This is a genomic window from Paraburkholderia sp. EG287B (assembly GCF_040965595.1).
Classification (GTDB): Bacteria; Pseudomonadota; Gammaproteobacteria; order Burkholderiales; family Burkholderiaceae; genus Paraburkholderia.
This window is the reverse complement of the sequence record NZ_JBFRCG010000001.1, coordinates 396692-416352: the sequence shown is the minus strand read 5'-3', so window position 1 is coordinate 416352 and position 19661 is coordinate 396692. Positions and strand designations below refer to the sequence as shown.

General features: G+C 66.4%; 17 protein-coding genes. 11 read left to right on the top strand and 6 right to left on the bottom strand.

Features of this window, described 5'->3' with window-relative positions:
• The first annotated feature begins 74 nt into the window (after window positions 1-74).
• Both fdx and iscX read left to right on the top strand, forming a co-directional pair.
• Window positions 75-416 carry an ISC system 2Fe-2S type ferredoxin gene (gene fdx / locus AB4Y40_RS01860; protein ID WP_158757575.1) on the top strand — a complete coding sequence of 114 codons (342 nt, stop codon included), beginning with the start codon at window positions 75-77 and terminating at the stop codon, window positions 414-416.
• A gap of 30 nt (window positions 417-446) precedes the next feature.
• Window positions 447-644, top strand: a complete 198-nt coding sequence (gene iscX, locus AB4Y40_RS01855) for a Fe-S cluster assembly protein IscX (RefSeq protein WP_028204168.1) — start codon at window positions 447-449, stop codon at window positions 642-644.
• An 81-nt stretch (window positions 645-725) separates the two neighbouring features.
• Here iscX and AB4Y40_RS01850 read toward each other — a convergent pair whose 3' ends face one another.
• From AB4Y40_RS01850 to AB4Y40_RS01830, 5 genes are all read right to left on the bottom strand, one after another.
• Window positions 726-1466: a glycine zipper 2TM domain-containing protein gene (locus tag AB4Y40_RS01850; RefSeq protein WP_368686212.1), complete on the bottom strand. Its 741-nt coding sequence runs from the start codon at window positions 1464-1466 to the stop codon at window positions 726-728.
• 307 nt (window positions 1467-1773) lie between these two features.
• On the bottom strand, window positions 1774-3309 hold the full coding sequence (lysS, locus tag AB4Y40_RS01845) for a lysine--tRNA ligase (protein WP_368686211.1): 1536 nt from the start codon (window positions 3307-3309) through the stop codon (window positions 1774-1776).
• Between the two features lie 211 nt (window positions 3310-3520).
• Window positions 3521-4625, bottom strand: a protein-coding gene (gene prfB / locus AB4Y40_RS01840) for a peptide chain release factor 2 (protein WP_342945887.1) whose coding sequence is annotated in 2 segments (ribosomal slippage) — window positions 3521-4543 and window positions 4545-4625 — 1104 coding nt in all. Because the reading frame shifts where the segments join, the coding sequence is not laid out codon by codon here.
• Between the two features lie 118 nt (window positions 4626-4743).
• Window positions 4744-6450 carry a single-stranded-DNA-specific exonuclease RecJ gene (recJ, locus tag AB4Y40_RS01835; protein ID WP_368686210.1) on the bottom strand — a complete coding sequence of 569 codons (1707 nt, stop codon included), beginning with the start codon at window positions 6448-6450 and terminating at the stop codon, window positions 4744-4746.
• 33 nt (window positions 6451-6483) lie between these two features.
• Window positions 6484-7611, bottom strand: coding sequence for a regulator (locus AB4Y40_RS01830; RefSeq protein ID WP_368686209.1), 1128 nt, complete (start codon window positions 7609-7611; stop codon window positions 6484-6486).
• A 318-nt stretch (window positions 7612-7929) separates the two neighbouring features.
• On the opposite strand from AB4Y40_RS01830, the gene AB4Y40_RS01825 reads away from it, so the two are divergent.
• From AB4Y40_RS01825 to ftsB, 9 genes are all read left to right on the top strand, one after another.
• A complete protein-coding gene (locus tag AB4Y40_RS01825) occupies window positions 7930-9183 on the top strand; it encodes a lipoprotein-releasing ABC transporter permease subunit (RefSeq protein ID WP_368686208.1) in 1254 nt (417 codons plus the stop codon).
• On the top strand, window positions 9176-9907 hold the full coding sequence (gene lolD / locus AB4Y40_RS01820) for a lipoprotein-releasing ABC transporter ATP-binding protein LolD (RefSeq protein WP_368686207.1): 732 nt from the start codon (window positions 9176-9178) through the stop codon (window positions 9905-9907). Before AB4Y40_RS01825 ends, lolD begins: the two co-directional genes overlap by 8 nt.
• Window positions 9908-9928: 21 nt before the next feature.
• Entirely contained in the window at window positions 9929-10717 is a 789-nt protein-coding gene (locus tag AB4Y40_RS01815; protein WP_368686206.1) for a TatD family hydrolase, read from the top strand.
• Between the two features lie 90 nt (window positions 10718-10807).
• Complete coding sequence (locus AB4Y40_RS01810) at window positions 10808-13447, top strand: ComEC/Rec2 family competence protein (RefSeq protein WP_368686205.1); 2640 nt, start codon at window positions 10808-10810, stop codon at window positions 13445-13447.
• 76 nt (window positions 13448-13523) lie between these two features.
• On the top strand, window positions 13524-14327 hold the full coding sequence (locus AB4Y40_RS01805) for an alpha/beta fold hydrolase (protein WP_368686204.1): 804 nt from the start codon (window positions 13524-13526) through the stop codon (window positions 14325-14327).
• 151 nt (window positions 14328-14478) lie between these two features.
• A complete protein-coding gene (locus AB4Y40_RS01800; protein WP_069265538.1) occupies window positions 14479-16140 on the top strand; it encodes a CTP synthase in 1662 nt (553 codons plus the stop codon).
• A complete protein-coding gene (kdsA, locus tag AB4Y40_RS01795) occupies window positions 16137-16991 on the top strand; it encodes a 3-deoxy-8-phosphooctulonate synthase (RefSeq protein ID WP_069265539.1) in 855 nt (284 codons plus the stop codon). Before AB4Y40_RS01800 ends, kdsA begins: the two co-directional genes overlap by 4 nt.
• Window positions 16992-17269: 278 nt before the next feature.
• Entirely contained in the window at window positions 17270-18553 is a 1284-nt protein-coding gene (gene eno / locus AB4Y40_RS01790; protein ID WP_028216897.1) for a phosphopyruvate hydratase, read from the top strand.
• A 101-nt stretch (window positions 18554-18654) separates the two neighbouring features.
• The gene (ftsB, locus tag AB4Y40_RS01785; RefSeq protein WP_324160854.1) at window positions 18655-19077 is read left to right on the top strand and encodes a cell division protein FtsB; all 423 of its coding nucleotides are present in this window, start codon (window positions 18655-18657) and stop codon (window positions 19075-19077) included.
• 109 nt (window positions 19078-19186) lie between these two features.
• On the opposite strand, the gene AB4Y40_RS01780 is transcribed toward ftsB, so the two are convergent.
• A complete protein-coding gene (locus tag AB4Y40_RS01780) occupies window positions 19187-19546 on the bottom strand; it encodes a hypothetical protein (protein ID WP_368686345.1) in 360 nt (119 codons plus the stop codon).
• Window positions 19547-19661 lie beyond the last annotated feature (115 nt).

Below are 19661 nucleotides of genomic sequence, written 5' to 3'. Positions count from 1 at the left end.
GTAGAATGGGCACATGCCGCCGTCGGAGGCGGGGCATGCGCCCGATATGAAAGTTATTGGATACGGAAATCACAATGCCTCAAATCGTGGTGCTGCCCCATGTCGAACTGTGCCCTGAAGGCGCGGTCATCGACGCCAAACCGGGCGAGAGCGTGTGCGACGCGCTGCTCGAACACGGTATCGAAATCGAGCACGCATGCGAGAAGTCGTGCGCCTGCACGACCTGTCACGTGATCGTGCGCGAAGGTTTCGATGCGCTCGTGCCGTCCGAGGAAGACGAAGACGATCTCCTCGACAAGGCGTGGGGCCTCGAGCCGACGTCGCGGCTGTCGTGTCAGGCCATCGTGCCCGCGAACGACGACCTGGTGGTCGAGATTCCGCGTTACTCGATCAACCACGCGAAAGAAAACCACTGAGCCACTGAACACCAGGAGGAGCGTGCAGCCATGAAATGGACCGATACGCAGGACATCGCGATGGCCTTGACGGACACCCATCCCGAAGTGGATCCGCAGTATGTGCGCTTCACCGATCTGCACCGCTGGATCACCCAGCTCGACGGTTTCGACGACGACCCCGAGCGCTCGAACGAGAAGATTCTCGAAGCGATCCAGGCTGCGTGGATCGAAGACGCGGACTACTGATTCCCGGCACGCAGACGAGAAAAAGGCGATTTGCCAGTACGGCAAATCGCCTTTTTTATTGCGCGGCCAGCGTCAGTGCAATCAACCCGCGACGAGCGTGCCGTTCTCCACGCGCACGCGCTCGCCTTGCTGGAACGGCGGCGCTTCGTGATACGTGAAGTAGCGCATCTTGCCGTTCTCCATGCGCACGCGCACAGAATAGGTCGTCGTGCTGCGCAGGTGCTTTTCGACCGAGTTGCCCGCGAAGCCGCCACCCAGTGCGCCAAGCAGCGTCATGGCCGTGCGGCCGTTACCCGAGCCGAACTGGTTGCCGACCACGCCGCCGGCCACCGCGCCGCCTACCGCGCCGATGCCGGTGCCGTGGCCTTCTTGCTTGACCGCGGAAATCGCGACGACCGTGCCGCACGTCGAACATGCGGGCTGGGCGGGCGGCGCTTCCTGGGCGTACTGCTGCGCAGGCTGCGGCTGTTGGGCAGGCTGTTGACCATACTGCTGCGCCGGGGCGACGGGCACGGCCGCTTGCTGTTGAGCTTGTGCCGGCGCCGGCGCCTCTTGCGACTCGGCGGGCGCATTCTGCCCGTTCTGCGCATATTGCGAGGCCTGCACCGGCTTCGTCGAGTCGACCACCTGCGGCTGGGAAGCCGTCACGGCCGTCTGGCCCGTCTGAACCTGGGCGCTCTGTTCGGCGGTGCTGGACGCTTTCGGGAAAACGCCGGTGATGGCCGCCGTGGCCGCAAGGCTCGCGACGATGACGGCTGCCGCCGCGGTTGCGATCAGCGGATGGAGGCGGCGTTTCGGTGTGGTCGGATCGGTTGTGTTCATGACAGGCTCCGTCTTTGGCAGAGTTGGCTCTCTTGTAAGACCCAGTTTGAGCCAATCGAATTCTGTGAGCGTTTCAATTTGTAACCCCGCGCGGTGGGTGCGGGCAGACGCTGAGCGCGTGGTCGTCGCGCAGCGTTGCACAGCGCGGTTTTCCACAGGGCAGCAATTGATGTACCCGTCTCCGCCGCTGCGCCCGCCGGCAGATTTTACCGATGGTTACAAATGTGTGCACTTCAGATGCCCCAACGGAAACGGGGCGCACACGGTGTGAACCGCATGCGCCCCGTCTTGTCAGGCAGTGTTCGGCTTAGTCTTCGCGGCGCAGGTGCGGGAAGAGGATCACGTCGCGGATGCTCGCGCTGTCCGTGAGCAGCATGATCAGACGGTCGATGCCGATGCCGCAGCCGCCCGTCGGAGGCATGCCGTATTCGAGCGCGCGGATGTAGTCGGCGTCGTAGAACATCGCTTCTTCGTCGCCGGCGTCCTTTTGCTCGACCTGCTTCTTGAAGCGCGCAGCCTGGTCTTCCGGATCGTTCAGCTCCGAGAAGCCGTTGGCGATCTCGCGGCCCGTGATGAACAGCTCGAAGCGCTCGGTGATGCCCGGCAGCGTGTCCGAAGCGCGCGCGAGCGGCGAGACTTCAACGGGGTAGTCGATGATGTAGGTCGGCTCCCACAACTGCGACTCGGCCGTCTCTTCGAAGAGCGCCAGCTGCAGCGAACCCACGCCCGCGTTGAGGAATTGCGGCTGGTTCGCGTCCACGCCGAACTTCTTGAGTTCTGCGCGCAGGAAGGCGGCGTCGGCAAGCTGCTCGTTCGTGTACTGCGGCGCGTACTTCTGGATTGCCTGCACGATCGTCAAGCGATGGAACGGCTTCGAGAGGTCGAGTTCACGGCCCTGATACGTGAGCACAGCGGTGCCGCTCGCGTCGATGGCGGCCTGGCGGATCAGTTGCTCGGTGAAGTCCATGAGCCACGCGTAGTCGGTGTACGCGGCATAGAACTCCATCATCGTGAATTCCGGATTGTGACGCGGCGAAACGCCTTCGTTACGGAAATTCCGGTTGATCTCGAACACGCGCTCGAAGCCGCCCACGACCAGACGCTTCAGATAAAGCTCGGGCGCGATGCGCATGAACATCTGCATGTCGAGCGCGTTGTGGTGCGTGACGAACGGCTTGGCGGCCGCGCCGCCCGGGATCGGGTGCAGCATCGGCGTTTCGACTTCCATGAAGCCCGAGTCGGCCATGAAGCGGCGCACCGAAGAAATCGCCTTGGTGCGCGCCTGGAAGGTCTGACGCGCTTCCGGCGTGACGATCAGGTCGACGTAGCGCTGGCGATAGCGCATTTCCTGGTCGGCGAGGCCGTGGAACTTGTCCGGCAGCGGACGCAGCGCCTTCGAGAGCAGACGCAGTTCCGTGCAGCGCACCGAAAGCTCGCCCTTGTTGGTGCGGAACAGCACACCCCTGGCCGCGACGATGTCGCCGAGGTCCCACTTCTTGAACGCGTCGTAAGTCGCCTCGCCCACGTCGGCGGGCGTGATGAAGAACTGGATCTGGCCCGAACCGTCGCGTACCGTGGCGAAGCTCGCCTTGCCCATCACGCGCTTGAGCATCATGCGGCCGGCGATCGCCACTTCGAGCGGATTCGCTTCGAGCGCGTCCTTGTCGGTGTCGGCGTAGTCGCGCGCGAGGTCGGCGGCGTGGTGGGTCGGGCGGAAGTCGTTCGGATAGGCGACGCCTGCCTCGCGCAGCGCGCGCAGTTTCTCGCGGCGCTCGGCGATGATCTGGTTGTCGTCGAGTTCGGGCGCGGCGCTGGGCGCGTTCTGCTGGGTCGGTTCGGTCATGATGGCTCGGAGTTCTTTGATTCGCAGGTGTTACGGCGAGTTTTCGGGGCTGCGGCCCCGGCATGGTCCTTCGCGGGACACGGCGCGCATTGCGCGCAGATAAGCGGACTTCGGTTCCCGCTGCGCGTCGCGCGCCTCGCAGTCGAGGCGGGCGGCGCAGCAGGAGAGGGCGGCATGCGGTGAACTGCTGCGCCCGTGGCGTGCGGCAAGCTTACACGCCCTGTTTCAGGCTCGCGCTGATGAAGGCGTCGAGATCGCCGTCGAGCACGGCCTTGGTGTTGCTGATTTCGACGTTGGTGCGCAGATCCTTGATCCGGCTGTTGTCGAGCACGTAGGAGCGGATCTGGTGACCCCAGCCCACGTCCGACTTGCCCGCTTCGAGCTTGTCCTGTTCCGACTGGCGCTTGCGCATTTCGGCTTCGTACAGGCGCGACTTCAGCATGGCCATGGCTTCGGCGCGGTTGCGGTGCTGCGAGCGGTCGTTCTGGCACTGCACGACGATGCCCGACGGCACGTGCGTGATACGCACGGCGGAGTCGGTCTTGTTGATGTGCTGACCACCCGCGCCCGAAGCGCGGTACGTGTCGATGCGCAGATCGGCCGGATTGACTTCGATCTCGAACGAGTCGTCGATTTCCGGATACACGAACACCGACGAGAACGACGTATGACGCCCGCCCGACGAGTCGAACGGCGACTTGCGCACGAGGCGGTGAATGCCGGTTTCGGTACGCAGGAAGCCGTAGGCGTATTCGCCTTCGACCTTGATCGTCGCGCTCTTGATGCCGGCCACGTCGCCTTCGGATTCTTCGAGCACTTCGGTCTTGAATCCCTTGCGCTCGCAGTAGCGCACGTACTGGCGCAGCAGCATGGACGCCCAGTCGCAGGCCTCGGTGCCGCCGGCGCCGGCCTGGATGTCGATGAACGCGTTGTTCGGGTCGGCCGGATTCGCGAACATGCGGCGGAACTCGACGTCGGCTACGCGCGCTTCGATCGCGTGAGCGTCGGTTTCGATGGCGACGAGCGTGTCTTCATCGCCTTCCTCGCGAGCCATCTCGAAGAGGTCCTGGGTGTCGCGCGTGTCGTTCTCGATGCCGTCGAGCACGTGCACCACGCCCTCGAGCAGCTTCTTTTCCTTGCCGAGACCCTGGGCGTGCTTGGAGTCGTTCCAGACGTTGGGGTCTTCGAGTTCGCTGTTGACTTCGACGAGCCGTCGGGCTTTTACGTCGTAGTCAAAGATACCCCCGTAGCTCGCCCGCGCGCGTGCGCAGGTCCGCCAAAAGGGCTTCGATCGCGTTGAGACGTTCCGCTTCCATTTGTGTCGTGATCCGGCGTGTAAAACATTGAATTATAGCCGATTGGACCCGGATCAAGGGCGGCGCGGGCGCTTCGGGCGGCCCGCGCTTTCAGCGCAACGTGTACTTCAGAGCGGACTCACAGCGCGGCGTGTTCCACCACGAGCTGCACGCGCGACACGCCGTTCCATGTGTCGCGCACGAGCCGGTAGGCGACCGTGGTGTGCTGCGGCAGCGACTCCGTGTGATTGAACCAGATCGCGTTGAAGCGCTGGCGCCCGCGCAGCAGTTGCAGCTTGAGGTGCTTGTCCTTCACGAGCGCCTGCGAGGCCACCTCGAATTCGCCCGAGAAGACGGGCGCCGGGAAGCCCTGGCCCCACACGGCGGCGTCGAGCATCTCGACGAAATCGGGCGTGAAGTAAGCGTCTTCGAGATCGCCGTCGGTTTCGACCGTGCGCGCGAGGGCCTCTTCGGTGAGCCACTCGCGGCCCACGCGCTCGAAGGCGGCGGCAAAGCGCGGCACGTCGGCGGCGGCGATCGTCATGCCCGCGGCCATGGCGTGACCGCCGAACTTCTGGATCAGACCGGGCTCGCGCTTGCTGATCAGATCGACCGCGTCGCGCAGATGAAAACCGGGGATCGAACGGCCCGAGCCCTTCACGAGTGCGCCGTCGTCATCGGCAGGCGCGAAGGTGAACGAGGGGCGGTGGAAGCGCTCCTTGAGCCGTCCCGCGACGATGCCGATCACGCCCTGGTGCCAGCTTTCGTTGAACAGCGTGAGCGTGGCCTTGCCTTGCGGATCGACGTCGGCGAGATCGGCGAGCGCCTGCTGCTGCATGCCGGCTTCGATCTCGCGGCGCTCGCGGTTCATGCCGTCGAGCTGCTGCGCAAGCTCCCAGGCGCGGCCCACGTCGTCGGTGGTCAGGCACTCGATGCCGAGCGACATGTCCGAGAGCCGGCCGGCCGCATTCAGGCGCGGCCCGAGCGCGAAGCCGAAGTCGAAGCCCGACGCGCTTTTCGCGTCCCGGCCCGCAGCGCGGAAGAGCGCCGCGATGCCCGGCTGCATGCGGCCGTTGCGCACGCGCTGCAAGCCTTGCGCGACGAGCACGCGGTTGTTGCAGTCGAGCTTCACGACGTCGGCGACGGTGCCGAGCGCGACGAGATCGAGCAGGCCGTCGAGGCGCGGCTCTGACTTGCCATCGCTGAACGTGCCGCGCTTGCGCAGCTCCGCGCGCAACGCGAGCAGCGTGTAGAACATCACGCCCACGCCCGCGATGCACTTGCTCGGAAACTCGCAGCCCGGCTGGTTCGGATTGACGATGGCGCGCGCGTCGGGGAGCGTGTCGCCGGGCAGGTGGTGGTCGGTCACGAGCACCTCGATGCCGAGCGCGTTGGCGGCTTCGACGCCTTCCACGCTGGCGATGCCGTTGTCCACCGTGATCAGGACGTCGGGTGGCCCGCCCTTGCGTTGCGCGGCGAGTGCGACGATCTCGGGCGTGAGGCCGTAGCCATACTCGAAGCGGTTCGGCACCAGATAGTCGATCTGTGCGCCGAACATGCGCAGGCCTCGCACGGCCACGGCGCAGGCCGTCGCGCCGTCGCAGTCGTAGTCGGCGACCACGAGCATGCGGCACTCGGCTTCGAGCGCGTCGGCGAGCAGTTCGGCGGCCTCGTCGAGGCCCTTCATGCCTGTGGGCGGGACGAGGCGCGCGAGGCCGGTTTCGATCTCGTCGGGCTGGCAAACGCCGCGCGAGGCGTAGAGGCGCGCGAGCACCGGATGCAGGCCGTGGCGCACGAGCGCTTCGGTGTCGGCGGGCGAGCAGGCGCGGGTGACGATTCGGGTCATGCGTGAGCGCGGAAGAAAGAAGTCATTCGGGGATCATTCGATAAAGAGCGACGCGAACAGGCGGCGTCGCCAGAACTTGCGCAAATCGCCGCGCGTGATGGACAGCGTGACCGAGCCGGTGTCGCCGCACAGCGTGAGCTCGAGCGCGGCGAGCGCGCCCGTTTGCAGCGCCGTGAGCGCGGGCGCGAACCAGTCGCGCTCCAGTTGAGCGAAGGCGGCGTTCCAGCGGCCCCAGTCCTGCTGGATGAAGGCCGCCGAGAACGGATCGAGCTCGACGAGCGTCGCGCCCGTGCCCGCACCGTTGTTGAGCGCAGCTGCGAGCGCAGCGAAGGTCGCGGGCGCGGCGCCGACTTCCGCCTTTGCGGCGAGCGCCAGGCCGCGCGTGGCGGCCGCATCGGAGCGCACGCGCGCATAGGGGCTCGTGACGGTGCGCAGCGCGCCCTGGGCGTGGAACCAGATCGAATTGACGGCGGGCAGGCCGCGCGCTTCGCGGGCCTCGTTCACAGGATGCTCGAACCACGCCATCTGCACTTCGTTCTGCACCTTCATCCAGGCACGCGAACGCTGGCCCGAATGGGCCTCGTGCGGCAACCAGATCTCGATGTTGCGGCCGCTCGCCCGCAAGGGCGACGCGCCCGCTAGCGTGCCGAACGCTTCCGACGAGAGATACCAGCGCTGCGGCGTGGGGGCCTCGATGCGCACGCCCATTTCTTCGATCAGCGGACGGGCGACGGTGTAGAGCGTGGCGGCGTCGGCGTCGGCGAGTTCCAGCGAGGCGGGGTCGATCAGCACCAGGTGATCGTGCGCGATGCGCACGTGCACGGGCTGCACGCACGCCCACTTGGCGTCGCCGGGCGTGCCGCCGTCGGCGAGCAGCATGTAGGGCGCAAGCGGTGCTTCGTCGTCGGCGGCCGGCGCGGAGTTTGCGCGGTTCGCGCTCGCCGGACCGAGCGCGCCGAACTGGCGCGCGACCCAGCGCTCGTGCGGCAGCGTACGCTGGAAGTCTTCGCCGATCACCTGCTCGCCGAGTGTCGCGCGCGCAACCAGTTTCGCGAGCGCCGGGTATGCGAGGCCCGCGAGCGCGGTGGAGGCGGCCGCCGCGGACGGCAAGGCAAAGGGGACGAGGAGATGAAGTCGGTCGGCGGGCATGATGGTGCGCATTGTACTTCGGCGCTTCGTGCGCCGGGCGGCCCTCGGGCGTGCCGCAACGGTATCGCGTCGACCCGTTATGCTGGCGCTGCGGCACTTGTGGGCGAATTGCGGCTCGAAGCAGAGGGCGGGCGGACGCCTCGCCGGGTAGCGGTTCTCACGCGCGAAAGTGCGTGGGGAACTTCGTCGAATATCCGTGACCCGCCGCCAGTGTGGCAAACTTCGCGGTTGATCGCCGCCCGACCCGGCACGATATTCTCCGGCCGTCCGGCGCACTGGCCCCAGGGTCAATACGGCGCCGGAGCGCAACGAAGACGCAAAAGGATTCGCTTGAAACTTCCCTACGAATGGCAGATAGGCTGGCGCTACACCCGCGCCGGCAAACGCACGACCGGCAACGGGTTCATCTCGTTCATCGCGCTCATATCGATGTCGGGCATCGCGCTCGGCGTCGCGGCGCTGATCGTCGTGCTCTCGGTGATGAACGGCTTCCAGCGTGACGTGCGCGACCGCATGCTTTCCGTGCTCGCGCACATCGAGATCTTTTCGCCCACCGGCACGATGCCTGACTGGCAGCTCACCGCGAAGGAAGCGAAGACCAATCCCGAAGTCATTGGCGCGGCGCCTTACGTGGACGCCCAGGCGCTGCTCACGCGCGGCGACAGCGTCAACGGCGTCGCGCTGCGCGGCATCGAGCCTTCCGAGGAGCCGCAGGTTTCGGACATCGGCCGGGAAATGAAGGCGGGCAGCCTGAACGACCTCACGCCCGGCAGCTTCGGCATCGTGCTCGGCGCGGATCTCGCCGTGAACCTGGGCGTGACGGTGGGCGACAAGGTCACGCTCGTCGCGCCCGAGGGTTCGATCACGCCGGCCGGCATGCTGCCGCGCCTGAAGCAGTTCACGGTGATGGGCGTGTTCGAGTCGGGCCACTACGAGTACGACAGCACGCTCGCGCTCGTCAATATCCGCGACGCCGAAGTGCTCTATCGCCTCGGCGCGCCAAGCGGCGTGCGTCTGCGCCTGAAGGACATGCAGCGCGCGCCGGCGGTGGCGCGCCAGCTCGTGCATACGCTCTCCGGCGACCTCTATATCCGCGACTGGACGCAGCAGAACAAGACCTGGTTCTCGGCCGTGCAGATCGAAAAACGCATGATGTTCATCATTCTCACGCTCATCATCGCGGTCGCGGCGTTCAATCTCGTTTCGTCTCTCGTCATGACCGTCACCAACAAGCAGGCCGATATCGCGATCCTGCGCACGCTCGGCGCGCAGCCGGGCTCGATCATGAAGATCTTCGTCGTGCAGGGCGTGACGATCGGCTTCGTGGGCACGGCCATCGGCATCGCGCTCGGCTGCCTGATCGCATGGAGCATTCCATGGAGCGTGCCGGCGATCGAGCATCTGCTCGGCATTCAGTTCCTGCCGCCTTCGGTTTATTTCATCAGCGAGCTGCCTTCGGAACTCGTGCCTTCCGACGTGATCCGCATCGGCGTGATCGCCTTCGTGCTGTCCGCGCTCGCCACGCTCTATCCGAGCTGGCGCGCGGCCAAGGTTCGTCCTGCGGAGGCGCTGCGCTATGAATGACCGTCAATCGCTGATCGCCGCGGCTGGCGATTATCCGTACGTGCTCGAAGCGCACGGTGTCTCGAAGGTGTTTGGCCAGGGCCCGCTTGCCGTGCAGGTACTGCACGACACCGATCTGAAAGTGAAGCGCGGCGAGAAGCTCGCCGTGGTGGGCGCGTCGGGCTCGGGCAAGAGCACGCTGCTGCACGTGCTCGGTGGACTCGACGAGCCGGGCGCGGGCAAGGTCTCGGTGCTCGGCAAGCCGTTCACCGAGCTGTCCGAGCGCGAGCGCAACGAACTCCGCAATCGCGCGCTGGGCTTCGTCTATCAGTTCCACCATCTGCTGCCGGAGTTTTCGGCGCTCGACAACGTGGCGATGCCGCTGCGCATTCGCCGCATGACGCAGGAAGACGCGCGTGCCGAGGCGATGCAGATCCTCGAGCGCGTGGGCCTCTCGCATCGCGCGCGCAACCGGCCGGGCGAGCTGTCGGGCGGCGAGCGCCAGCGCGTGGCGATCGCGCGCGCGCTCGTGACGAAACCTGCATGCGTGCTCGCCGACGAGCCCACAGGCAACCTCGACGGTGCGACAGCGGATAACGTCTTCAATCTGATGCTCGAACTCTCCGACCAGTTCGATACGAGCTTCGTGATCGTCACGCACGATGCCGACCTCGCGGCGCGTTGCGACCGCATCGTGCGCCTGCGCGACGGCATGCTGCACGAGGAACCGGTCGTGCCGGTCTGAGCCTTCCCGCGAGCGAGCGCCATGTGGATCGATACGCACTGCCATCTCGATGCCGCCGAATTCGACGCCGACCGCGACGCGGTCGCGTTGGCGGCGCGCGCGGCGGGCGTGTCGCGCATCGTGATCCCGGCGGTGGCGCGCGAGAACTTCGAAGTGGTGCGCGCGCTCGCGCACCGCACCCCGGGCGCGGTCTACGCACTCGGCATTCACCCGCTCTATACGCCGCAGGCGCGCGACGAAGACCTTGAAGTGTTGCGCCGCGAGATCGAGGTGAGTCTCGATGATCCGCGCTTCGTCGGCATCGGCGAGATCGGGCTCGATTACTTCGTGACGGGCCTCGACGAGGCCCGTCAACAGCACTTCTACGATGCCCAGCTGCGCCTTGCGCGCGAGTTCGGCTTGCCGGCGATCTGCCATGTGCGCAAGTCGCAGGACCAGGTGCTCAAGGGGCTGCGCCGCAACGGCGTGAAAAGCGGCATCGCGCATGCGTTCAACGGCAGCTTCCAGCAGGCGCGAGCGTTCATCGATCAAGGGATGCATCTGGGCTTCGGCGGCAATGTGACGTTCGAGCGCGCGCTGCAGATTCGCAGGCTCGCGCAGCAGTTGCCGCTCGAGGCCATCGTCATGGAAACCGATGCGCCGGATATCTCGCCTGCCTGGCTCTATCGCGCGCGCAACACGCCCGATCAGGTGCCGCGTATCGGCGCCGTGCTCGCGGGCTTGCGGGGCTTGAGTCCCGAGGAACTCGCACTTGGCACGACGGCTAACGCGGCGGCTGCGCTGCCGCGGCTCGCGCTTTCGTCTGCATAATCGTTTCCAGGGTGGCATGCACGGCGTGCATCTGGCGCGGCGCGATTGACGCGGTCCGGGCATTGAGCCCCCTCGTTGCGAGGAGGCGGGATGCGGGCGATTTGGTGCGGGTTTGCGCTGGGCGTGATTGTGTTGCAGCGACAGGCGGCGTTGCCGGGGTGGGGCGCGTGGGTCGCGCTCGTTCTGGCAAGCGTGCTTGCGGCGGCGTGGGCGGCATGGGCGCTGGGCGCCGCGCCGCCGGCGGACGAATCTCACGAAGCGGCGCGCCGGGTGTTCGGCTTGGCTTGCGGGCGACGCTGGCGTATGGCGCTCGGCTGGGCGGCGGTGTGGCTTGCGGCCGGATGCGCGGGCTTTGGCTACGCGGCGTGGCGCGCCGAAACGCGGCTTGCTGAGGCGCTTCCCGCTGCCTGGCAGGCGGGCAACATCACCATCACCGGCTATATCTCCAGCTTGCCTTCTTACGGCGCGAACGGCGCAAGCTTCCTCTTTCGTGTCGAATCCTGGGCAACGCACAAAGCCGCTGCGCCGCTACCGCATTTGATTCAACTGTCGTGGGTGGCGCGCGAAGCGCCGCTGCCGCCGCTCGTGCCCGGCGCGCGCTGGCGCCTCGCCGTGCGGCTCAAACGCCCGCATGGCAACGGCAACTTCGGCCTGCGCGATACGGAAGTCGCGCTGCTCGCGCGCGGCGTGCGCGCCGTCGGCTACGTGAGCGATCCCGGGCATGCCGTGCGTCTGCCCGTTGACGCCAGCGGCATCGGCGTGCGCATCGAGCGGGCGCGTGCCGCGCTGCGTGCGCGCATCGACGCGGTGCTCGGCGACGCGCCGCATCGCGGCATCGTCATCGCGCTCGCCACCGGCGCGCAGGACGCGCTCAGCGACGCGGACAGGCGTCTCATGCGCAATACGGGCACGAGCCATCTGGTGGCGATCTCCGGGCTGCATCTCGCGTTCGTCGCGGGGCTCGCCGGGGGGATCGCGGGCGCACTGTGGCGGCGCGCCCGCTGGCGCGGCGTCGAGGCGCCGCTCATCGTGCCCGCGCAGAAGGTAGCCGTTGCGGGCGCGTTGCTGGCGGCGGGCGTCTATGCCGCGCTCGCCGGCTTCAACGTGCCGGTGCAGCGCGCGCTCTGGATGCTGGCGGTCGTTGCGCTCGCGCTGTGCGCCGGGCGCGAGGTCGCGCGCTCGCACGTGCTGGCGTGGGCGCTCGGGCTCGTGCTGCTGCGCGATCCGTGGGCGGTGACGGCAGCCGGATTCTGGCTCTCGTTTTGCGCGGTCGCAGCGATCCTCTTCGCAGCGAGTGGCGTGCCGCGCTTGCACAGGGACGCGCCGCAAGATGTTGCCGCGGACGCAGCCGATGCGATGCGCGAGCGAACTGAGCCACTAGTGGAGCCAACCGCGCGCGGCGGCTGGCTTCGACGTCTCGCCGCCATCGCCTATCCACCGGGGGGCTGGCGTGGCGCGATGCGACGTCTCGCGTCACGCCTTTGCGATGGCGCTCGCGTGCAGTGGGCCGTGACGCTGGCGCTCGCGCCGCTCACGGTCTACTGGTTCGCGCAAATACCGCTCATCGGTCCGATCGCCAATGCCTTTGCGATTCCCTGGGTGAGCATGCTCGTCGCGCCGCTGGTGATCGCGAGCGCGGCGATGCCCGCGCCGATCGACGCCCTCGCGCTGCGCGCGGCGCATATCTGCCTCGACTGGCTCGTTGTGGCGCTGAGCGCGCTGGAGGGCTTGCCGTGGGCGGTTTTGCGGCTGCCGCAACCCGGGGCGTGGCCGCTCGCCAGTGCAGCCGTGGGCGTCGCCTGGTGGCTTGCGCCGCGCGGCTGGCCGCTGCGCTGGATCGCGCCGTTCACGTGGCTGCCGCTACTGATGCCCGCGCCCATGGGGCCGCCGCCGGGCGCTTTCCGGCTCACGGCGCTCGACATCGGGCAGGGCACGTCGGTGCTGGTCGAAACGGCCCGGCATCGCCTGCTGTTCGACGCGGGCCCGGGCCCCGAATCGACCCAGGCGGGCGAGCGCATCGTCGTGCCGTATCTGCAGGCGCACGGCATAGGGCGCCTCGACGCGCTGATGATCAGCCACGACGACTCCGATCATGCGGGCGGCGCACAAGCCGTGCTCGATGCCGTCGACGTAGGGGCATTCGTGGCGGCCGTTCTGCCCGCGCATCCGCTGTGGGCGAGCGCGCGTATGAAGGGCGCGCAGACCGTGCAGTGCGCCGCCGGCCAGCGCTGGCGATGGGACGGCGTCGACTTCGAGGTGCTGTGGCCCGACCCCGGGCCGCTCGCGGGCAAACCCAATGCGCATTGCTGCGTCCTGCGGGTGACGGCGGCGGCGGCCAGCGCCGCGTCCGACGCACAGGCAGCGCCGGTATCCGCGCTGATCGCCGCCGACATCGAAGCGGGCGGCGAGCGCACGCTGGTCGCGCGCGACCGCGGGCGGCTGCGCGCACAGCTACTGGTGGTGCCGCACCATGGCAGCCGCAGCTCGTCGACTGAACCGTTCCTCGATTCTGTCTGGCCGCTCGTCGCGATATTTCAGGTAGGCTATCTGAACCGCTTTCATCACCCGCATCCGGGCGTCTACGCGCGCTACGCGGCCCGCCAGATCGTGCTCGCTCGCAGCGACGCGCATGGCGCCGTGCGCGTCGAGGCGCGACCCGGCGCACTCGCCGTCGAGCGCTTTCGCGATACGCAGCGGCGCTACTGGATGGACCCGCCTACGCAGGACTGACGTGCCGGGCCGCTAGCAGCGTGAAGGAAAGCGCGCACGACGAAAGAGATCAACAAAATAGAGAGACACGCCGCCTTTGAAAAACGTCATCCATTTCTCGCACGCGAACGGCTTTCCGGCCTCGACGTATCGCACGTTCTTCGCCGAACTGGGCGACAACTACGAGCTGCGCTACATCGAGCGCATCGGGCACGACGCGCGCTTTCCCGTCACCCGCGACTGGCCGCATCTCGTCGAGCAACTGCTCGACGACATCGGCCGCACCTACGAGGAGCCCGTGTGGCTCGTCGGCCATTCGCTCGGCGGCTATCTGTCGCTGATGGCCGCGCTGAAAAAACCGCAGTGGGTCAAGGGCGTCGTGATGCTCGATTCGCCGGTGATCGCGGGCTGGCGCAGCAGCATGCTGCGGGTCTCGCAGTGGACCGGCCTCGACGAGCGCCTGTCGCCAGCCGTCGCCACGCGCACGCGCCGCACGGACTGGGCGAGCCGCGACGAGGCCTGGCGGCATTTCCATTCGAAGGCGGCGTTCGCGCGTTGGGACGAGCGCGTGCTTTCCGACTATGTGGACTTCGGCATTCCTCAGACTTCGGTCGACGGCGGCCGCACGCTCGCCTTCGACCGCCAGACCGAATACATGATCTACCGCACGCTGCCGCACACGCTCGGCGCGCGACTCGCGCACGGCTCGCCCGTGCCGGTGAGCTTCCTCGCGGGCACGCAGTCGCGCGAAGTCCGCCAGGTCGGGCTTGCGGCAACTCGGCGCATCGCCGGCGAGCGCTTCGAGTGGATCGAGGGCAGTCATCTGTATCCGATGGAGCGTCCGATCGAGACCGCGCGCGCGGTGCAGCGCATGCTTTACGCCATGGAAAACGGAGCCTGAGCGGCCGCTTTCCGGCGCGGTTGCTTGCGGGGCAGGGTGGAGCGCGGGGCGACGCGTCGCGCATCGCGTTCGACCCATATTCGGCTCGCTCAAAATTCAGGGTTAGCCCTTGCTTTCAGGTATAATCCGTTTTTCCCGCGAGCATCCAGCGATGACCAAATATGTTTTCGTCACCGGCGGCGTAGTTTCCTCCCTTGGCAAGGGTATTGCCGCCGCCTCCCTCGCCGCGATCCTCGAATCGCGCGGTCTGAAAGTCACCCTCCTCAAGCTCGATCCCTACATCAACGTCGACCCCGGCACGATGAGCCCGTTTCAACACGGCGAAGTGTTCGTGACGGAAGACGGAGCGGAAACCGACCTCGACCTCGGCCACTATGAGCGCTTCATCACCACGAAGATGCGCAAGGCCAACAACTTCACCACGGGCCAGATCTACGAATCGGTGATCCGCAAGGAACGCCGCGGCGACTATCTGGGCAAGACCGTGCAGGTCATTCCGCACATCACGAACGAAATCCAGGCATTCATCGAGCGCGGCGCCGCATCGGCGACCTGCGGTGAGCCGGATGTCGCGATCGTCGAAGTGGGCGGCACGGTGGGCGACATCGAGTCGCTGCCGTTCCTCGAGGCCGCGCGTCAGATGAGCCTGCGCCTTGGCCGCAACAGCGCGTGCTTCGTGCACCTCACGCTGGTGCCGTTCATCGCGACGGCGGGTGAGCTCAAGACCAAGCCCACGCAGCACAGCGTGCAGAAGCTGCGCGAAATCGGTATCTATCCGAACGTGCTGCTGTGCCGCGCCGACCGCCGCATCCCCGACGACGAGCGCTCGAAGATCTCGATGTTCTCGAACGTGCCCGAAGACGCCGTGATCTCGGTGTGGGACGCCGACAGCATCTACAAGATCCCGCAGATGCTGCACGACCAGGGCCTCGACTCGATCGTCTGCGACGAACTGAAGCTCTCCGCCAAGCCGGCCGATCTGTCGATCTGGGCGGAAATGGTCGAGAAGCTCGAGCATCCGAAGCACGAAGTCACGATCGGCATGGTCGGCAAGTACGTCGACCTGACCGAGTCGTACAAGTCGCTCATCGAAGCGCTGCGCCACGCGTCGATCAAGACCTCGGCGAAGGTGAACATCGAGTACATCGACTCCGAGCAGATCGACGAAGAGGGTGTCGAGAGCCTCAAGCATCTCGACGCGATCCTCGTGCCGGGCGGTTTCGGCCGTCGCGGCACAGAAGGCAAGATCAAGGCCATCCAGTACGCTCGCGAAGCGAAGGTGCCGTACCTCGGCATCTGCCTCGGCATGCAGCTCGCCGTGATCGAATTCGCGCGCGACGTGGTGGGCCTGAAGCACGCGAACAGCACGGAATTCGATCCGGACACGCCCGACCGCGTCGTGGCGCTCATCACCGAATGGGCCGACCGCGAAGGCAAGGTCGAGAAGCGCACCGAAGACTCGGACCTCGGCGGCACGATGCGCCTCGGTTCGCAGCGCTGCCCGATCAAGCCCGGCACGCTCGCGGCAGAAATCTATGGCAAGGACGTGAACGAGCGTCACCGTCACCGTTATGAAGTCAATAACGGCTACGTGCCCAAGCTCGAAGCCGGCGGCCTTATCATCAGCGCCCGTACGCCGACCGAAGACCTGCCGGAAATGATGGAACTGCCGCGCGACATGCACCCGTGGTTCGTCGGCGTCCAGTTCCACCCGGAATTCACGTCCACGCCGCGTGACGGCCATCCGCTCTTCAAGGCGTATGTCGAAGCGGCAGTCGCGCACCATGAGGCGCGCGCCGAGGAGAAAGCATGAATCTGTGCGGTTTCGAGGTAGGCCTCGACAAGCCGTTCTTCCTGATCGCAGGCACCTGTGTCGTCGAATCCGAACAGATGACGATCGACACGGCGGGCCGCCTGAAGGAAATCACGTCGAAGCTCGGCATTCCGTTCATCTACAAGTCGTCTTACGACAAGGCCAATCGTTCGAGCGGCAAGTCGTTTCGCGGCCTCGGGATGGACGAGGGCCTGCGCATCCTTTCCGAAGTGAAGCGTCAGCTCGGCTTGCCCGTGCTGACCGACGTGCACACGGAAGAAGAGATCGGGCCCGTGGCTTCGGTCGTGGACGTGCTGCAAACGCCCGCGTTCCTGTGCCGCCAGACCGACTTCATCCATGCGTGCGCGCGCTCGGGCAAGCCTGTGAACATCAAGAAAGGCCAGTTCCTCGCGCCGCACGACATGAAGAACGTGATCGACAAGGCCCGCGAAGCCGCGCGTGAGGCGGGTCTTTCCGAAGACCGCTTCTTCGCCTGCGAGCGCGGTGTTTCGTTCGGTTACAACAACCTCGTCTCGGACATGCGCTCGCTCGCTATCATGCGCGAGACGGGTGCGCCGGTCGTGATGGACGTGACCCACTCGGTGCAGTTGCCGGGCGGGCAGGGCACGAGCTCGGGCGGTCAGCGCGAATTCGTGCCGGTGCTGGCCCGCGCGGCCGTCGCCACGGGCGTGGCGGGTCTCTTCATGGAGACGCACCCGAACCCCGCGCAGGCCAAGTCCGACGGCCCGAACGCCGTGCCGCTGAACCGGATGGCCGACCTGCTCGAAACCCTCGTGACGCTCGATCAGGCGGTCAAGCGCACGCCGTTCCTCGAGAACGACTTCAGCTGAGCAGGGAATTACGTAGTACGGCGCGCCGCTTCGATTGCATGAGCGGCGCGATGGAGGAGCAGCGCGGCGCACCGCACCGCGCTCGATGTACAAGGCAGCGTGGCAGCGCATCGGTCACGGGAACGTGAGCCTCGCGCTGCGGCAAGTTGAACCTGGCGAGCACGCAGCCTGTCCCATGTGACGGTGTGCCCCGAACGAGCATAGAAACTGTGCCTCGCGGGCCGATGCAGCAGGCGGCGCAGCTCGCGCAAGAATTACTGTCATTTCCTGAGGAAACCATGAGTGCAATCGTAGATATCATCGGTCGCGAGATTCTGGATTCGCGCGGCAATCCCACCGTCGAATGCGACGTGCTGCTCGAATCGGGCACGATGGGCCGCGCGGCAGTGCCGTCGGGCGCATCCACGGGCTCGCGCGAAGCGATCGAACTGCGCGACGGCGAAGCCGGCCGCTACAACGGCAAGGGCGTGCTGAAGGCCGTCGAGCACATCAACACCGAAATCTCCGAGGCGATCATGGGCCTCGACGCGTCGGAACAAGCCTTCCTCGACAAGACCCTGCTCGAGCTCGACGGCACCGACAACAAGTCGCGCCTCGGCGCAAACGCCATGCTGGCCGTTTCGATGGCCGTGGCGAAGGCCGCCGCTGAAGAAGCCGGCCTGCCGCTGTACCGCTACTTCGGCGGCTCGGGCGCGATGCAACTGCCGGTGCCGATGATGAACATCGTCAACGGCGGCGCGCACGCGAACAACAGCCTGGACATCCAGGAATTCATGATCGTGCCGGTGAGCCAGCCGACCTTCCGCGAAGCGCTGCGTTGCGGCGCGGAAGTGTTCCACGCGCTCAAGAAGATCCTCTCGGATCGCGGCATGAGCACGGCAGTGGGCGACGAAGGCGGCTTCGCGCCGAACTTCGGCAGCAACGACGAGTGCCTCTCGACCATCCTGCAAGCCATTGAAAAGGCTGGCTACCGCGCCGGTGAAGACGTCCTGCTCGCGCTCGACTGCGCAGCGAGCGAGTTCTACCACGACGGCAAGTACCAGCTCGCGGGCGAAGGCCTGCAACTGTCGTCGGCCGAATTCGCCGACTACCTCGCGACGCTCGCCGACAAGTTCCCGATCGTTTCGATCGAAGACGGCATGCACGAAAGCGACTGGGCCGGCTGGAAGCTCCTGACCGACAAGCTCGGCAAGAAGGTCCAGCTCGTGGGCGACGACCTGTTCGTGACCAACACGCGCATCCTGAAGGAAGGCATCGAGAAGGGCATCGCCAACTCGATCCTGATCAAGATCAACCAGATCGGCACGCTGACGGAAACCTTCGCGGCCATCGAAATGGCCAAGCGCGCGGGTTACACGGCCGTGATCTCGCACCGCTCGGGCGAAACCGAAGACTCGACGATCGCCGACATCGCCGTGGGCCTGAACGCGGGTCAGATCAAGACCGGTTCGCTCTCGCGCAGCGACCGCATCTCGAAGTACAACCAGCTGCTGCGCATCGAGGAAGATCTCGGTGATATCGCCAGCTACCCGGGCAAGTCGGCGTTCTATAACCTCCGCTAAGCGGACCCAGCGCCGGCAGCAGCCTTGCTGTCACCCTCCGTCATCTCTCTCCGCCGCCCTGCGTATAGCGCAGGGCGGCGTGTATTTATCCGGCACCTTTCATGCGGCTTGTCACTGTCGTTCTGATCATCCTGCTCGTGCTGATCCAGTATCCGCTCTGGTGGGGCCATGGTGGTTGGCTGCGTGTCCACGAACTGCAGCAGCAACTCGCGCAGCAGCAAAAGCAGAACGACGACGAGAAACTGCGCAACGAACGCATAGCGGGCGAAGTGCAGGATCTGCAGAACGGCACGGCGGCGGTCGAGGAGCGGGCCCGCTATGAGATGGGCATGGTGAAGGACAGCGAGGTGTTCGTGCAGTTCGTCTCGCCGAACCAGACGCCGCCGGTTACGCCGAGCGGTTCGTCGAATACCTCGACGCGCGGCGAGATGTCGGCGGCGCCGGTGAGGGTGGTGCCGAACCCCGTTTCGCGTGTGCCGGAGAAGAAACACGGGCACGCGAAGGAAGCGAAGAAGGCGGGTTGAGCGGTCCGCTTGCGCCGAGCAGGCGAGCAAGCCAGGAGCAAACAAAAAGGCGCGGCATTGAGCCGCGCCTTTTTTTTGTTCTGAGCGTTCACGTCGCGAAGCCGCGCGATCACCAGCCCCAACCTGGATAGCCGTAGCCAATCCCGGTACCCCAGCCGTGCCCCCAGCCGCCGCTGTAATAGCTGCCGTAGACGGAGACCGGCGGCGCATACGCGCGCGACCAGGCTTGTGCGGCAGCTTCCGCAGCCATGGCGTTGTCCTGCTCGGCGAGGACCTGACGGTCGATCGCGTCGTAGCGTGCCTTCTCGTCGGGCGTGAGCACGGGCGCGTTGGCCGGGAGGCCCGACTGCGCCGGGGGCAGCCGGCTGTAGATTGGCGACGGGCCCGGCGGGTCCATCATGCAGCCGCTCGTCGACGCAACGGCCGCGCCGAGCGTTGTGAGTACGAGCAACGCGCTCACGCGCGGCATGCGCTCGCGTAGTGGACGTGCGAAGGGACGTATGAAGCGCTTGTTCTTGATCATGCTCTCTCCATCTGTCGGACGCCTAAGCAATTTGCGATGAAGGCAGCGCCGCATTTCAACA

Bases quoted from the DNA above. Each gene is read 5' to 3' on its own strand.
- fdx (WP_158757575.1), top strand. From the start codon at position 75: ATGCCTCAAATCGTGGTGCTGCCCCATGTCGAACTGTGCCCTGAAGGC.
- iscX (WP_028204168.1), top strand. From the start codon at position 447: ATGAAATGGACCGATACGCAGGACATCGCGATGGCCTTGACGGACACC.
- AB4Y40_RS01850 (WP_368686212.1), bottom strand. From the start codon at position 1,466: ATGAACACAACCGATCCGACCACACCGAAACGCCGCCTCCATCCGCTG.
- lysS (WP_368686211.1), bottom strand. From the start codon at position 3,309: ATGACCGAACCGACCCAGCAGAACGCGCCCAGCGCCGCGCCCGAACTC.
- recJ (WP_368686210.1), bottom strand. From the start codon at position 6,450: ATGACCCGAATCGTCACCCGCGCCTGCTCGCCCGCCGACACCGAAGCG.
- AB4Y40_RS01830 (WP_368686209.1), bottom strand. From the start codon at position 7,611: ATGCGCACCATCATGCCCGCCGACCGACTTCATCTCCTCGTCCCCTTT.
- lolD (WP_368686207.1), top strand. From the start codon at position 9,176: ATGAATGACCGTCAATCGCTGATCGCCGCGGCTGGCGATTATCCGTAC.
- AB4Y40_RS01815 (WP_368686206.1), top strand. From the start codon at position 9,929: ATGTGGATCGATACGCACTGCCATCTCGATGCCGCCGAATTCGACGCC.
- AB4Y40_RS01810 (WP_368686205.1), top strand. From the start codon at position 10,808: ATGCGGGCGATTTGGTGCGGGTTTGCGCTGGGCGTGATTGTGTTGCAG.
- AB4Y40_RS01800 (WP_069265538.1), top strand. From the start codon at position 14,479: ATGACCAAATATGTTTTCGTCACCGGCGGCGTAGTTTCCTCCCTTGGC.
- kdsA (WP_069265539.1), top strand. From the start codon at position 16,137: ATGAATCTGTGCGGTTTCGAGGTAGGCCTCGACAAGCCGTTCTTCCTG.
- eno (WP_028216897.1), top strand. From the start codon at position 17,270: ATGAGTGCAATCGTAGATATCATCGGTCGCGAGATTCTGGATTCGCGC.
- ftsB (WP_324160854.1), top strand. From the start codon at position 18,655: ATGCGGCTTGTCACTGTCGTTCTGATCATCCTGCTCGTGCTGATCCAG.
- AB4Y40_RS01780 (WP_368686345.1), bottom strand. From the start codon at position 19,546: ATGCCGCGCGTGAGCGCGTTGCTCGTACTCACAACGCTCGGCGCGGCC.